The organism is Hydrogenophaga sp. T66 (genome assembly GCF_057219855.1).
Genome location: NZ_JBXVVX010000002.1, coordinates 686958 through 701737 on the forward strand (window position 1 = coordinate 686958; position 14780 = coordinate 701737).

Annotated in this window: 10 protein-coding genes; 2 read left to right on the forward strand and 8 right to left on the reverse strand. The window is 72.1% G+C overall.

Translation table 11 applies throughout. From position 1 onward, the window contains the following. Positions 1-3: 3 nt before the first annotated feature. From AC2D80_RS12205 to hpf, 8 genes are all read right to left on the reverse strand, one after another. Positions 4-390, reverse strand: a complete 387-nt coding sequence (locus tag AC2D80_RS12205) for a response regulator (protein ID WP_484633287.1) — start codon at positions 388-390, stop codon at positions 4-6. After that, entirely contained in the window at positions 380-1981 is a 1602-nt protein-coding gene (locus AC2D80_RS12210) for a PAS domain-containing protein (RefSeq protein ID WP_484633288.1), read from the reverse strand. Before AC2D80_RS12210 ends, AC2D80_RS12205 begins: the two co-directional genes overlap by 11 nt. An 88-nt stretch (positions 1982-2069) precedes the next feature. After that, complete coding sequence (locus AC2D80_RS12215; RefSeq protein WP_484633289.1) at positions 2070-2597, reverse strand: hypothetical protein; 528 nt, start codon at positions 2595-2597, stop codon at positions 2070-2072. Between the two features lie 89 nt (positions 2598-2686). After that, positions 2687-4324 (reverse strand): sensor histidine kinase, encoded by a 1638-nt coding sequence (locus AC2D80_RS12220; protein WP_484633290.1) that lies wholly within the window; start codon positions 4322-4324, stop codon positions 2687-2689. 119 nt (positions 4325-4443) lie between these two features. Then, on the reverse strand, positions 4444-10083 hold the full coding sequence (locus AC2D80_RS12225) for a response regulator (RefSeq protein ID WP_484633291.1): 5640 nt from the start codon (positions 10081-10083) through the stop codon (positions 4444-4446). Between the two features lie 115 nt (positions 10084-10198). Further along, positions 10199-11149, reverse strand: coding sequence for an HPr(Ser) kinase/phosphatase (hprK, locus tag AC2D80_RS12230; RefSeq protein WP_484633292.1), 951 nt, complete (start codon positions 11147-11149; stop codon positions 10199-10201). 49 nt (positions 11150-11198) lie between these two features. Further along, the gene (locus AC2D80_RS12235; RefSeq protein ID WP_484633293.1) at positions 11199-11669 is read right to left on the reverse strand and encodes a PTS sugar transporter subunit IIA; all 471 of its coding nucleotides are present in this window, start codon (positions 11667-11669) and stop codon (positions 11199-11201) included. Positions 11670-11813: 144 nt separating this feature from the next. Beyond that, a complete protein-coding gene (gene hpf / locus AC2D80_RS12240; RefSeq protein ID WP_484633294.1) occupies positions 11814-12143 on the reverse strand; it encodes a ribosome hibernation-promoting factor, HPF/YfiA family in 330 nt (109 codons plus the stop codon). Between the two features lie 225 nt (positions 12144-12368). On the opposite strand from hpf, the gene AC2D80_RS12245 reads away from it, so the two are divergent. Both AC2D80_RS12245 and corA read left to right on the forward strand, forming a co-directional pair. Then, entirely contained in the window at positions 12369-13628 is a 1260-nt protein-coding gene (locus AC2D80_RS12245; protein WP_484633295.1) for a patatin-like phospholipase family protein, read from the forward strand. A 162-nt stretch (positions 13629-13790) separates the two neighbouring features. Next, entirely contained in the window at positions 13791-14777 is a 987-nt protein-coding gene (gene corA, locus AC2D80_RS12250; protein WP_484633296.1) for a magnesium/cobalt transporter CorA, read from the forward strand. Positions 14778-14780: the final 3 nt, after the last annotated feature.

The window sequence follows — 14780 nt, forward strand, 5'->3', positions numbered from 1 at the left end:
CGCTCAGGGCCAGGCGGCCAGCAGCGCCTGCACCTCGGGGGTCCGCAGCGGCTTGACGCGGTACTGCGAGATCAGCGGGATCTCGGCAGCGCGGGCGCGGTCCTCGCGCCAGTCGGACGAGCTGAGCAGGTGCACCGCCAGTGGCGCCCGCGGGCGCAGCGCGGCGGTGAGGGCCCGCGCGACATCGAAGCCCGACATCTGGGGCATGTTGATGTCCAGCAGCACGCAGGTGGACCGCGAGATGCCGTCGTCCACCAGGAAGGCCAGACCGTCCTGCGGGCGCTCAAACACCAGGATTTCGCCGGTGAAGCCGGCGCGCTCGATGGCCAGGCGGTGGAAGAAGTTGTCCGCCTCGTTGTCGTCGATGAGGACAAAGCGCTCAAGCGGCATGGTCGTCCCCGGCGGGCAGGGCCAGCAAAAACCGCTGCACACGGCCATGGTCGTGTTCGTAGGCCAGCAGGCCGCCGTGGCCACGCACCACGTGCGCGGCGGTGGCCAGCGTGAGGCCCTCGAACGCGCGGTCACCGGCGCAGGCCGCGGCCCGCGCGCGCAGTGCCGCGGGGTCGGGCAGCGGCTCGGCGCGCTCCTGGTCCAGCACCCGGCACAACACGTCGGGGCCGCCCGGTTGCGCCAGCACCGCCAGCGGTGTTCGCCGGAAGCGCGATGCGCGGTGGGCGTGCAGCAGGATAGCGCGCAGGGCCAGCGTGAGCATGGCGGGATCGGCCCGCACGACGAGGGCGGGCGGGACGTCCACGACCACGTCGCGACCGCCCAGTTCGTCGGCCAGGCCCTGCACCGCGTCGTGCCACAGCGGGGCCAGCGGCACCGGCCGCAGCGACCAGCCCCGCAGGTCCTGCTCGCCGAGCAGGCGCAGGTCGTCCAGCAGGCGCGCCAGGCGGCGTCCGCCGCGGGCGACGTAGTCGAGGCAGCGCGCCTCCAGCGGGTCGGTCACGCCGCGGTCCTGCAGGACCGGGACCGCGTTGTTGATCGCGTTGACCGGCTCGCGCAGGTCGTGGGAGAGCGCCTGCAGGAATTTGCGGCGGATGGCTTCGCTGCGCTGCAGGTCGGCCAGCGCGCCGCGCAACTCATCGGCCTGGTGACGCAGGTCGGTCACGTCGCGGTGGCGCTCGACGACGCCGCGCACCGCGCCGTCGTCGCCGCGCGCCGGCACGTAGCGAACCTCCATGCTGCGCGGACCGGCGCCGGGGAAGTCGTGGTCGTAGGCCACCGATGAGGACTCGCCGGCCAGCGCGCGGTTGAGCGCCGGTGCGAGGGTGTCGTCGTAGAGGCGACGCCCGACCAGTTCGTGCAGGTGCATGCCCACGATGGCGTCGCGCGGCAGGCCCCAGTGCGCCTCGAACGCCGGGTTGACGAAGAGAAAGCGGTGTTCGCGGTCGAGGTAGGCCGCCATGTCGTGGCCCTGGTCCAGCACGTCCCGGATGACCTGCTCGTTGCGCTGCACCTGATCGAGGATCAGCCGGGCTTCGGTGCGGCGCACGGACTCGTTGGCGATGAGGTCCATTGCCAGCGCCGCGAGGTGGCGCAGCTGCTCCACCTGACCCTCGCTGAGCTGGCGGCTGCGCCGGTCGAGCACGCAGACGGCGCCCAGCGCGTGGCCGTCGGGGGTGACGATGGGCGCGCCGGCGTAGAAGGTGAAGCCCTCGTCGCGCACCAGCGGGAGGTCGGCAAAGCGGTCGTCGGTGCGCGCATCGGGCACCACGAGCACGCGGCGCTGGTCGAGGATGGTGTGGGCGCAGAAGGCGGCGTCGCGCGCGGTTTCGCTGACCGCCAGACCGAGGCGGGCCTTGAACCACTGCCGGTCGGTGTCCACCAGCGAGAGCAGCGCGATGGGCGTGCCGCAGATGGCGGCGGCCAGCTCGGTGACGTGGTCGAACACGCGGTGCGGCAGCGTGTCCAGGATGTTCAGGGCACGCAGCGCGCGCAGGCGCTCGGACTCGTTGGCGGGCAGAGGGACGTTCATACCAGGCGGGCGGCCGCCCCGCCACCGATCGGGCGGGGAGGTCGAAGACGATTGTGGATGGGGGGTGAAACCCGGCGTGGCGACGCGGTCATGGCGCCGGCAGGGCGCCACGGCTGGTCCAGCCGATGTCGGGCGCGGCGCCGGGCGCGGTCGGCCCGGCAGCGGGCACGGCGGTGGCGCGGGTGACCGGCTGGGTCGGCGCGTGGGGATCAATGGGCTGCTGGCGCGTGGGCGGCGGCGCGCTGGCGGCCGAGCCCCCGGCCCCACCGGCGGCCACCATCCGTCCGTCCCGGCTGGCCCGTTGCGACAGGTCGCGCAACGCGCGGGCGCTGGAGCCGGGTGCGGCCCACGCGGTGCTGCGCGGGGGCGGCGGCGCGCTCAGGCGCTCGCGCTGGGCGGCGTATTCCGCGGTGCGGCGCTGGACCTTGTCGCCCAGGGCGCGGCGCCCGGCCGGCGTGGAGAGCGCGGCGACGCAATCGGGCGTGAGCCAGAGTACGAGCTGGCCCGCCTGCGCGCGGCTGCACCCCGGGCCAAACGCGGGCGCCTCGGCGGCGGTCGCGGTCGCACCCGCCTCCAACAGGCAGGCGGCCACGGCGAAGCGGAGGGAGGCATGCATCGGGACTCCGGCGCGAAAGGCGGCCATGCGCGAAGGCGGCGCGCGTGGCCCGCTCGCCGCCGGTGTCGGCGCTGTGCGCCTTGATCGGTTTATCGGCCGTGGTGCGCCGAACTTGAATGCGGCGGCAGACCGCCCTCGGCGCGGGTGAGCCGCAGGCGGAACAGGCTGCCCTGGGGGCCGCTGTGGGCCAGCTCCAGGGTGCCGCCGTGCAGCCGGGCGATGCGCCGGCACAGGCTCAGGCCGAGTCCGGCGCCGTCGATGGGCTGGTGGCCCGGCAGCCGCACGAAGGGCTGGAAGATGGCCTCGGCCTGCGCGGCGGGCACGCCGCAGCCGTTGTCCTCAATGTCGACCACCACCGCGGCGCCGTCGGTGCGCGCGCTCACGCGCACCCGGGGTGGCACGCCGGGGCGGCTGTACTTCAGGGCGTTGACGATGAGGTTCTGCAGACACACGCGCAGCCACACGCCGTGGCCCAGCACCGCCACGGGCAGTTCGCCATCGATGGCGCCGCCGGTGCCGCGGACCAGGGCCTCCAGGTCCTCGCGCACCTCTTCCAGCAACCCGGCCAGGCACAAGGGCGCCAGGTCGACCGACCGGCCATCGGCCTTGAGGTAGTCCAGCAGCCCGCCGACCAGGTGGGACAGGCGGCGGCCGCCGCGCTGGGCGCGCTGCAGGAATTGCACGAGTTCGGCCTCGGCCGGCGGCAGATCCGGGTTTTGCAGGGCGAGGTCGAGGAAGGCGTTGATGGTGCGCAGGGGTTCGCGCACGTCGTGGGCCAGGACCTGGATGAATTGCTGCTGCTGCAGGTTGCGCTCGACGAGGGCGTCATGGGCGTGGACCAGCTCGTGGACGTCGCGCAGGCGCAACACCACGCCGCCCGCCGGCGCCGCCGGCAGCAGGGACACCTCGGTCCAGCGCGACTCGCCGTCGGCGCCGCGCAGGCGCTGACGCAGGTGCACCGGCTGACCCCCGAGGGCGTCGCCGAGCCGCTCGCCGACGAGCCGGGGCAGGTCGTGGCCGGGCAGGGCCGCGTCGGCCGCGCGCCCGACCAGCCCCTCCAGCGGCAGGCCCAGGTAGTCCAGGAAGGCCAGGTTGGCGTAGCCGTAGCAGCGGTCGGGGCCGATGTAGGCCTTCGGGTCCAGGCCGTGGGTCAGCATCAGCGCCATCGCGCGCTGTTGCGTGAGCGAGCGCTCGCGGTCGGCGCGTTCGCGGTCGGCGGTGTCGATGGCTTCGTCCAGGAGGGCCGCCGCCAGCCGGCCGAAGGCGCGCATCAGGTCGCGCTGTGCGGGGGTGAAGGGCCGTGGGTGGGTGTCGATGACGCAGAGCGTGCCGAAGACCACGCCCTGCCGGCTGGTCAGGGGCGCGCCAAGGTAGGCGCGGATACCCGGCGGGCCGGTGACCAGCGGGCTGTGGCACACCCGGGGGTCGGCGAGGGCGTCCTCCACAGCGAGCAGCTGCTGCGGCGTGGCCAGGGCGTGGCGGCAAAAAGACCAGCCCACCGGGGTTTCGACGAGGTCGGTGCCGTGGGCGGCCTTGAACCACTGGCGGCGATCGTCGAGCAGCGACACCAGGGCCACCTCGGCGCCGAGCGCGGCCGCCACGGTGGCGCACAGGGCGTCGAACGCGGGGGTGCGCGGGCTGTCCATCACCCCGCTGCCGGCCACCGCCGCCGCCCGCGGGTCGGTCGGCGCGGCGGGGGCATCAAGGGCGGACACGGCGGCGTTCATGGATGGGGCGAAGTGAACAGGAAGTTACAAGCCGCCGGCATGGCTCGTCCCCCATGGCCGCGACACGGCTGGGGGTATTTGGGGGAGAGCGTCCCACCGCACCGGGCCCCCACCGCGCGTCAGCCGAGCAGGACCGCGGCCGACGCTTCAAGCCGCTGGGCGGCGTCTTCGAAGCGCAGACCGTCGATCAGCTGGGCGATGGCGGCGGCTTCGTCCGTGCCAAGCCGGTGGTTCAGGCCCGCCTGCAGGCGCGCGTGCAGCGCCAGCGCATCGAGGTCCTGCGCGCGCAGCAGGCGGCACAGCGTGGTGAGGTCGGCCGGGGCCAACGGTTCGTCGGCCGGGCCGCTGGCCGCGGGCGTGGGGGCGTCGGGCAGGCGGCCGACGTGGTCGCGCAGCCGCTGGAGCGCGGCGCCCAGCGCGCGCCATTCGGCCACGACCAGGCCCTCGGCGGGGGCGCCATCGGACAAGGCCAGTTCGAGGCCGGCCGCGTGTTGCGCCACCTCGCCGGCCTCCAGCGACAGGGCGATGCCTTTGAGCTTGTGCAGCCGCGCCGCGGCCTGCCGCGCGTCGCCGGTGACCGACGGCGGCGGCTCGTGGGCCATGCCGCCGAATTCGTCGAGCAGGCGCTGCAGCGCCCGGCGCAGGAAAGCCTCGTCGTGGCCCACGCGCGCCAGGGCGCGCTCGGCGTCGAACACGGCGGTCTGCGACGGCGCGGGCACGGCCGGGGCGCCCGGCGCGGGCGCTGCCGGCAGGTCGATCGGCAGCCAGCGGCGCAGCACCGCCAGCAGCGCATCGGCCTCCAGCGGCTTGGGCAGCAGGGCGGACATCCCGGCGTCGCGCGCGCGGGCCTGTTGTCCGGCGTCGGTGGTCGCGCTCAGACCCACCACCGGCAGGTTGCCCAGCCGGGGGTCGTCGCGCAGGCGCCGGGTGGCCTCCAGACCGTCGATCTCGGGCATCTGGATGTCCATGAGCACCGCCGCGGGCCGCAGGCGCCGGCGCAGGTGCTCCAGCGCGGGGGCCGCGCGGTCGAAGGCGGTGCACACCGCCCCGAGCCGGGTGAGGACGTGCTCGGCCATTTCGCGGGCGATGTCGCTGTCGTCGACGACGACGATGGGCATGCCCGCGAGCGGGCCGCCCACCGGCGCCGCGGCCGGGGTGCGGGTGGGCGTCGGCTCGTCGGCCCCCTGGGCATCGAACTGGGCGAGCAGGGCCTTCATCGGCTCGACCGTGCTGGCCTTCAGCGCGGTCAGGGCGTCGCGCGTGGCGTCGCTGTGGGGATCGGTCTGCAGGCCGTGCTCGGCGGCGGCGGCCCGCTCGGCCAGGGCCGCGGCCCCCAGCATGCCAGCCAGTCCCTTGAGGGTGTGGGCCTCGCGCAGGGCGGTGGCGACGTCGCCGTGCGCGACGGCCGCGCTCAAGGCCACGAGCAGGCGGTCGTGCTCATCGATGAAGCGGGTGAGCAGCCGCCGGTAGGTGCCCCGGTTGCCGCCGAGGCGGCGCAGGGCGGCGGTGACGTCGATGGCCCGCGCATCGGCCACCGGCGCGGCCGCCACCGGCGTCCCGGGTGCGGTGTCGCGGCCGGTCCAGCGCTGCAACACCGCCACCAGCTGGTCCAGGTCGAAGGGCTTGCCGACGTGGTCGTTCATGCCGCCGGCCAGACAGGCGTCGCGGTCGCTGGCCATGGCGTTGGCGGTCATGGCCACGATCGGCAGCGCGGTCAGGCCCAGCGCGTCGCGGATGGCGCGCGTGGCGCTCAGGCCGTCCATCACCGGCATCTGCAGGTCCATCAGCACGGCATCAAACCGCCGCGGCTCGGCGCGCAGCCGATCGACCGCTTCCTGACCGTTGACCGCCTCCTCCACCCGCGCGCCCTGCTCGCGCAGCAACTCGGTGGCAACCAGGCGGTTCATCTCGTTGTCTTCCACCAGCAGCAGCGTCACGCCGGCCAGCGGCAGGGCGCCGGCCGGGGCGCTGGCGTGCGCGGAGGCCGGCACGGGCGCGGGCAGGGCCGGCGGCTGGTGGCGCGCCCGCGCGCTGCGCAGCGCATCGGCCAGAAGCGAGGCGGTGACGGGCTTGACGAGGTAGCCGTCGAGCAGGTCGCCGGTGCCGCTTTCGGCGTGGTTGTGCCAGTCGCGGGCGTGAGCGGTCACCATGACCACCGCCGCGGCGGCGGCGCGCAGCGCGGACTGGCGGATGCGCGTGGCGACCTGCAGACCGTCGAGCACCGGCATGCGCCAATCGAGGAAGACGGCTTCGTAGACATGGCCGTCGTGCAGCGCCTGCGCGAGCAGGGCCAGCGCCTGCGCGCCGCTGCGCGCCTCCTCGGTGCGCCAGCCGTTGGCCCGGGCCATGGAGACCATGGCGCTGCGCGCCAGATCGTTGTCGTCCACCACCATCACACGCGCACCCGGCAGCAGGCGGGCGGGCGCGAGATCGACGGTGCCGGCCTGGGGCGTGGGCAGGTCGAGGGTGAAGCGGAAGCAGGTGCCTTTGCCCAGTTCGCTTTGCAGGGTGAGTTCGCTGCCCATGAGCGCCACCAGCCGCTGGCTGATGGCCAGCCCCAGCCCGGTGCCGCCGAAGCGGCGCGTGGTGGATGCCTCGGCTTGCGTGAAGCCCTGGAAGATGCGGGCCTGGTTTTCCGGCGCGATGCCGATGCCGGTGTCGCGCACCGACAGCGCCAGTCGCGTGTGGCCGGCCGGTGCGCCGGGCTCGACGCGGATGGCCAGCACCACCTCGCCGTGGTCCGTGAACTTGATGGCGTTGCCGGCGAGGTTGACCAGGATCTGCCGCAGCCGCAGCGGATCGCCGATGACGGTGTCGGGCAGCGCGGGATCGAGGTCGTACAACACCTCGATGTCCTTGTCGCCGACGCTGGCCGACATCAGCACCGCCAGCTCACGCAACAGCCGATCGATCTCAAAGGGATGTTCGTCCAGGGTGAGCTTGCCGGCCTCCACCTTGGAGAAATCGAGGATATCGTTGAGCAGGCCGAGCAGCGAGCGCGCCGCGGCTTCGGTGTTGCGCGCGTAATCGAGCTGGCGGTCATTCAGCCCGGTGCGCTGCAGCAGCGCCAGCATGCCCAGGATCGCGTTCATGGGCGTGCGGATCTCGTGGCTCATGTTGGCCAGGAACTGGCTCTTGGCGCGCGAGGCGGCCTGCGCGGCCTCCGCCGAGCGCACGACCTCGGTGATGTCGAAGCGGAAACTCACCACGTGGCCGTCGGGCAGCGGCCGCTCCACCACGCGCAGCACCGTGCCATCCGGCAGGCGCCGCTCCCAGTCGCCGCCCTCGCGGTGCATGCGCAGCCGGTCGCGCAGCCAGTCTTCGTGGCGGCCCGCGGCCTCCGGCGGTTCGCTGAAGGTCAGGCTCGCCCGCGCCACGGTCTCGAAGTCGACGCCGGGCTGCAGCACATGGGCGATGTCCTTGTACATCCCGCGGTAGCGGTCGTTGCAGTACACGAGCCGGTCGTCCGGGTCGAAGATCACCAGACCGGCCCCGGTGACCTCCAGCGCGCTGATCATCATCGCGCTGGCGCGGCGGGCCTCTTCTTCGGCCGCGCGGCGGGCGGTGACGTCCTGGATGGCGCCAATCAGGCGCGGGTTGGCCGGATCGCGGTCGTCGCGTTCGCCCACCGCACGCACCCACAGGGAGCGCCCTTTGGCCGTGACGAACGGCAGTTCGAGGTCGAACGGTTCGCCGTGGTCGATGGCGCGCTGCACCGCCGACTCGATCAGCGGGCGGGCCTCGGGTTCGTAGTACGCGATGCCGTCGGCCAGCGTGGGCTGATGACCGGGCTCGACGTCGTGGATGCGGCAGGTCTGGTCGGTCCAGCGGATGGCCTGGGTGGAGAGGTTGAGCTCCCAGCCGCCGATGCCGCCGATGCGCCCGGTCTGGTCGAGGAACGACTGGCTGGCGCGCAGTGCCTCCTCGCTGCGGTGGCGCTCGGTGGTGTCGATCAGCACACCGACCAGCCGCGCGGCTTCGCCGTTGTCGCCGCGCACCACGTGGGCCGCGGCCAGCAGCTGGCGCTGGCTGCCATCGGGCAGGTCCACCGCGAACTCGATCGTGCAGATGCCGTCGCCGTTCACCGCCGCCTTCACCGCCTGGGTGATCCGGTGGCGGTCGTCGGCGCTGACCCGCCGGGTGAAGATGTCCACCTCGTCGCCGTCGCCGGGCCGCGCGCCGTACAGCTCCCAGGTGCGCGAATCCCACAGCGCCTCGCCGTGCTGCAGGTCCATCTCCCACACGCCCATGCGCGCCGCGGCACTGGCCAGCCGGAAGCGCTCGGTGTAGTCGGCCACCAGCCGTTCGCTGCGCTTGCGGTCGCTGATGTCGGACTCGATGGCCATGAAGCCGATGCGGGTGCCGGACTCGTCGAGCAGCGGCTGGATCTCCAGCTCGATCCAGTATTCGGTGCCGTCCTTGGCGCGGTTGAGCAGCTCGCCCTGAAACGACGCGCCAGACCGCAGCGCCTCCCGAAGGCGGTCCACTTCCTTCTGGTCGGTCTGGTCGAACTGCAGGATGTGGCCCGGGTTGCGTCCCAGCACCTCGGCGGCGGTGAAGCCGGTGATCCGCTCGAAGCCTTCGTTGACCCAGGTGATGCGCCGCTCGGTGTCGGTGATGACCACCGCGTTGGAGGTGCGGCGGGCCACCACCGCCAGCCGTTCCAGATCGGCCGTCATCGACCGGGCCATGGCTTCGGCGCGCTCCCGGGCGCGCGTGCCCTGCCAGGCCATCGCGCTCAGACCCCCGGTCAGCAGCAGGCCCAGCACGAGCACGATCCACGGGGTGTTGGACGCGGTGCTGCGGTCGAACAGCGGCGTCGTGCTGGCCACCAGCGTGAACGGCTGGCCGTACACATCCAGCCGCAGCGAGCGGGTGAAGCGCCCCGGGTCGGGCAGGCGCGCTTCGCGGGTCATGGCGATGCCTTCGCCGCCGCCGTGGGCGTGGAAACCGGCGATCCAGGCCGCCTCGTCGGGCGCCTCGTGGCCCGCGTACAGCTGAAACGTGACCTGATCGTCGGCCGCCGCCGGCACATCCACCAACAGGTCGCGCAGCACCAGCGGGGCCACCAGCAAGCCGGCCACCGCGGCCCGCCGGGCGTCGATCCGCATCGGATCGCTGCCCTGGTACACCGGCAGGAACATGATCAGGCTGGGCAGGCTCTGGCTGCCGCGCTGCAGCGTGATCGGCGATGACAACACGGGGCGGTTCTGGTCGATCGCCTGCTCGATCGCCGCGCGCGCGGCGGGCACACTGCCGGCATCAATACCGACCGAGTTGGGGTTGAGCGCGTACGGCTCCATGTACCGCACCACGTACAGCAGGTCGTTGCGGTTGTCGGGCGACTCCCGGAATTCAAAGGGTGGCTGCCCCTCGGCGCGCATGTCTGCCAGCAGCCGGGCCACGTCCCCGCGGCGCACCGGCTCGATCCAGCCAAAGCCGCGCACACCGGGAAACTCGCTGGCGAGATCGAGCGACCCGATCAGGGTGATGAACTCCCGGTAATCGACACGCTCGCTGGCCACAAAGGCACCGCGGGCGCCGCGCAGCCCGGCGCTGGGCAGGGTGAGCCGGCGCGTCACCTCGGTGGCCAGTTGCTCGCTCTTGCGCTCAAACGCCTGGCGCGCCAGGCTGTGCGCGCGGTCGCTGGCGAGAAAGGCGCCGGCGAGGGTGACCAGGCAGCCCGAGATCGCGATGGCCGTGGTCAGGCCCCAGCGGGCGTGATGGCCCGGCGAAGGCACCGTGTTGAACCAGACCATGGCGTGGCTTCCGAAAAAAGGGGGACCTTGGCATCATGCCCGCGGCCCGCCCGGGCGGTGACTGGAAAACCCGGCCCAATCGGGCGCTGTTCGCGCCCTCGCCGGGCGCGGCGGCTCATTCGTCGCGCGACATGGCGGCGCGGTGGCGCGCGACAAATTCCTGGTAGGTGTCGATCCCGCGCAGCTGCAGGATGGTGTTGCGCACCGCCGCCTCCACCAGCACGGCGATGTTGCGGCCGGCCACCACCTGGATCACTGCCTTGCGCACGGGCACGCCCAGCACGTCCTGGTAAAGCGGCTCGTACGGCATGCGCTCATAGTCGCGCTCCATGGTCTCGCGGCGGACCAGGTGCACGATGAGCTGCAGCCGCATCTTGCGCCGCACCGCCGTCTCGCCAAAGATGGCCTTGATGTCGAGCAGGCCGATGCCGCGCACCTCCAGCAGGTTCTGCAGCAGCTCCGGACAGCGGCCCTCGATGCTGGTCTGGTTGATGCGGTACAGGTCCACCGCGTCGTCGGCCACCAGACCGTGGCCGCGCGAGATCAGCTCCAGCCCCAGTTCGCTCTTGCCCAGGCCCGACTCGCCCGTGATCAGCACGCCCATGCCCAGGATGTCCATGAACACGCCGTGCATGGTGGAGCGGTCGGCGAAGTGGCGCGAGAGGTAGGCGCGCAGCACATCGATGACGAAGGCGGCCGACTCGCGCGTGGCGAACATCGGGATCTGCGCCCGCTCGCACATCGCCAGCAGCTCGTCGGGCGCGGGCTGGTCATCGGCCACCACCAGCACCGGCGGCTCGAGCGTGACGATGCGCGCCACGCGGCGGCGGTTGTCCTCGGGGCTGGGGCTGGTGAGGTAGGCCACCTCGCGCTCGCCGATCACCTGCAGGCGATAGGGGTGGATGTAGTTGAGGTAACCCACGAGGTCGGCGCCGGAGCGGGCGGCGCGGACCGCGACCTCGTCGAACCGGCGCTCGGAAGCGCCAAGCCCGGCGACCCATTGCCACTTGAGGGTGTCGCGGTGGTCCTCAAACAGGACATCGGCGCTGACGACGGTGGGCTTCATGCGGGCACCCTTTCAGACCGGGCCCGCGCGGTGGCGCAGCCCGGGTGCGTCACGCGGCGGCGTGGGCGGATTGCCAGGCGGCGATCAGGCCGTGCAGGGCTGCCGCGTCGACCGAAGCCTTCATGCGCTCACGCAGCGCGCTGTCGCTGAGCAACTCGGCAATCTCGGAGAGGATTTCCAGGTGCTTCTGGGTCGCCGCTTCAGGCACCAGCAGGAAGATCATCAGCTGCACCGGCAACTCGTCCGGTGCGTCAAAGCCGATCGGATTGGCCAGCTGGAACACCGCGGCCAGCGGCTGTTTCAGGCCCTTGATGCGGCCGTGCGGGATGGCCACGCCGTGGCCCAGGCCGGTGGAGCCCAGCCGCTCGCGGGCGAACAGGCTGTCGGTAATCAGGGCGCGGTTGAGGCCATGCAGGGTCTCGAACAGCAAGCCCGCTTCTTCGAACGCGCGTTTTTTGCTGGTGGCGTCCACGCTCACGAGCACTTGCGCGGCGGGCAAGATGGCAGATAGTCGGTTCATGAGGCCCCTTTCGGACCGCAAATTATGCCCATCTGCGTCAAACGGGCCAGAGAGCGGTCACAAAAAAGCCGCTTGACAAGGCAAGCGGCTTGTTGCAGCGCAACACGCGTGCGGGGCACAGCGGCCCGCACGGCGTGCGGGATGTCACATCAGGCGCTTGGACGCCGCGTGGTGGTGGTCCTGCGTCTTGTCTTTGTAGCGCAACACCTGACGGTCGAGCTTGTCGGCGAGTTCATCGACGGCGGCGTAGAGGTCGGCGTGCGCGCTTTCCGCGAACAGATCGCGGCCCTTGACGTGGATGTTGCACTCGGCGCGCTGGCGCAGGTCCTTTTCCTTGAGGTTGTCCACCGTGAGCAGCACCTTGATGTCGACCACCTGGTCGAAATGCCGGGAGATGCGTTCGAGCTTGGTGGTGACGTAGCCGCGCAGAGCGGGGGTGACCTCGAGGTGGTGACCGCTGATCGTCAGGTTCATCTGGGAGCCTCCTATGGCATCGGTGGGTGAATACCGCCGGCGAGCAATCCATCCGGCGGCGACGGGATGGCTTGAACCCACTATGCCCCCGATCGCGCGGCAGCGCAAGGCGCGCCGCCGCATCCCGTGACGCAGTGCCGGTCAGCCCCCTTCGGCGCGCCGGCGGTCGCCATCGGCGGCCCACACGTGATAGCTTTCGCCCATCACATCCCCCCGCCCCTGCCCATGTCGCTGGACACCGTGATCACCCACAGCCTGAGCGCGGCCACGCCGCTGCCCGACGAGGACGGCTGCGCGCTGGTGCTGATGGGCGGCGGCGCGCGCACCGCCTACCAGGCCGGCGTGATGCGCGCGGTGGCGCGGCTGCTGGGCAGCCAGCGCCCGGGCGCGCCCACGGCACCCTTTCCGTTCCGCTGGCTGTTCGGCACCTCGGCCGGCGCGCTCAACGCCACCTACCTCGCCAGCCTGGCCGACGAAGGCCTGCCCGCGCTGGAGCGGCTGGCCGCGTTCTGGGGCCGCCTGCGCTCGCACGACGTGTACCGCCTCGACGCGCCGGGCTGGGTGCGCGCCAACCGGCTGGTCGCCGGCTGGACGCTGGCGCGTCAGGTGCGCCGCCACCGCGCCCTGCTCGACACCCTGCCGCTGGTGGACACACTGCACCGCGGCATCGACCTGCAGCGGCTGGAAGCCGCGCTGACCGGCGGGCGGCTGCAAGCCCTGGGCGTGACCGCCTCCAGCTACACCACCGGGGAACACTGGACCTTCTGCCAGACGCGCCCCGGCCACCCGCTGCGCCCGTGGCACCGGCCCGGGCGGCGCGCCGATTTCCAGCCGATCACCATCGAACACCTGATGGCCTCCAGCGCCATCCCGTTCCTCTTCCCGTCCGTGCCGCTGTGGGTTGAAGGCCACCAGGAACACTTCGGCGACGGCTCCATGCGCCAGCTCTCGCCCCTGTCGCCCGCCATCCAGTTCGGTGCCCGCCGCATCCTGGTCATCGGCGTGGGGCAGCCGCAGCGCGCCGGCATGGCCGCCCGCACCAGCGGCCTGCCCACCGCCGGCACGATCGCCGGCCACGCCATGGCCAGCGTGTTCCACGACACCCTCCAATCCGACGTGGAGCAGACCCTGCGCGTCAGCCAGACGCTCGCCAGGCTGCCGCCCGGACTGGCCGGCGCGCTGCCCTACCGGCCGGTGGAGGTGCTGGCGATCCAGCCCAGCTTTTCGCTGGACGAACTCGCACGCAAGCACCTCGGCGAGCTGCCCGCCTCCACGCGCAACACCCTCGTGGGCCTGGGCGCGCTCGACACCCGCCGCGGCGCGGCCGGCAGCGCCGCCGCGCTGGCCAGCTACCTGCTCTTCGAGCCTGGCTTCACCCACGCCCTGATCGAACTCGGCGAGGCCGACGCCTGGCGCCGAAAGGACGAACTGGCGGCGTTTTTCGGCCTGGATGCCGTGCCGCCCAGCCATGCTGCGGTGCCATAATCCGCCCATCCCCACCCTGGAGTTCCGCATGGACAGCACGCCCCCCAGTTGCGTGCTTTCAGCCGCCCCCGCGATGGCCTGACCGGTTCGGGCCGGCGGCCGGCTGAAAGCGCCCACCGCCCCGCCCACGACTGACGACAGACCCCTTGCCGGGAGCCTCCCATGCTCAACGTCTTCACCCTGGCCAACGGCCGGCTCTTCCAGGAAGAGATCGAGTCGCTCGAAGAACTGGCCCGCTTCAAGCCCATCTGGGTCGATCTCGAAGCCCCCACGCCCGAGGAGCGGCGCTGGGTCAAGCAGCACTTCGGCCTGTCCATCCCCGACGACGCGATGGACGAGGACATCGAGGAATCCGCGCGCTTCTTTGAAGAGGACAACGGCGACCTGCACATCCGCAGCGACTTTCTGATCGCCGACGAGGAAGACCCGCGCGCGGTGCGCGTGGCCTTCATCCTCAACGAGCACAACGACCAGCTCAAGAGCCGCGGTGTGCTGTTCTCCATCCACGACGAGGACGTGCCGTCGTTCCGCCTGCTGCGCATGCGCGCGCGGCGCCTGCCAGGCCTGATCGACGATGCCAAGGACGTGCTGCTGATGCTGTTCGACGCCGACGCCGAGTACTGCGCCGACACGCTGGAGGACATCTACGACGACCTGGAAAACGTGAGCCGCCAGGTGCTCGCCGGCGAGGTGACGGACAACAAGGCCGGCGAGGTGCTGGCCGCCATCGCGCGCCACGAGGACATGTCCGGCCGCATCCGCCGCAACGTGATGGACACGCGCCGCGCGGTGAGCTTCATGATGCGCAGCCGCCTGCTGAGTGCCGAGCAGTTCGAGGACGCGCGCCAGATCCTGCGCGACCTCGATTCGCTGGACGGCCACACCGCCTTCCTGTTCGACAAGATCAACTTCCTGATGGACGCCACCGTCGGCTTCATCAACATCAACCAGAACAAGATCATCAAGATCTTCTCGGTGGCCAGCGTGGCGCTGCTGCCGCCCACGCTGGTGGCCAGCCTCTACGGCATGAACTTCCAGTACATGCCCGAACTGAGCCAGAAATGGGGCTATCCGTACGCGCTGGTGCTGATGGCGCTGTCGGCGCTGGTGCCGATGTGGTACTTCCGCCGCCGCGGCTGGCTGAAGTGAAGC

Bases quoted from the DNA above. Each gene is read 5' to 3' on its own strand.
- AC2D80_RS12205 (WP_484633287.1), bottom strand. From the start codon at position 390: ATGCCGCTTGAGCGCTTTGTCCTCATCGACGACAACGAGGCGGACAAC.
- AC2D80_RS12225 (WP_484633291.1), bottom strand. From the start codon at position 10,083: ATGGTCTGGTTCAACACGGTGCCTTCGCCGGGCCATCACGCCCGCTGG.
- AC2D80_RS12245 (WP_484633295.1), top strand. From the start codon at position 12,369: ATGTCGCTGGACACCGTGATCACCCACAGCCTGAGCGCGGCCACGCCG.
- AC2D80_RS12220 (WP_484633290.1), bottom strand. From the start codon at position 4,324: ATGAACGCCGCCGTGTCCGCCCTTGATGCCCCCGCCGCGCCGACCGAC.
- AC2D80_RS12215 (WP_484633289.1), bottom strand. From the start codon at position 2,597: ATGCATGCCTCCCTCCGCTTCGCCGTGGCCGCCTGCCTGTTGGAGGCG.
- corA (WP_484633296.1), top strand. From the start codon at position 13,791: ATGCTCAACGTCTTCACCCTGGCCAACGGCCGGCTCTTCCAGGAAGAG.
- hprK (WP_484633292.1), bottom strand. From the start codon at position 11,149: ATGAAGCCCACCGTCGTCAGCGCCGATGTCCTGTTTGAGGACCACCGC.
- AC2D80_RS12210 (WP_484633288.1), bottom strand. From the start codon at position 1,981: ATGAACGTCCCTCTGCCCGCCAACGAGTCCGAGCGCCTGCGCGCGCTG.
- AC2D80_RS12235 (WP_484633293.1), bottom strand. From the start codon at position 11,669: ATGAACCGACTATCTGCCATCTTGCCCGCCGCGCAAGTGCTCGTGAGC.
- hpf (WP_484633294.1), bottom strand. From the start codon at position 12,143: ATGAACCTGACGATCAGCGGTCACCACCTCGAGGTCACCCCCGCTCTG.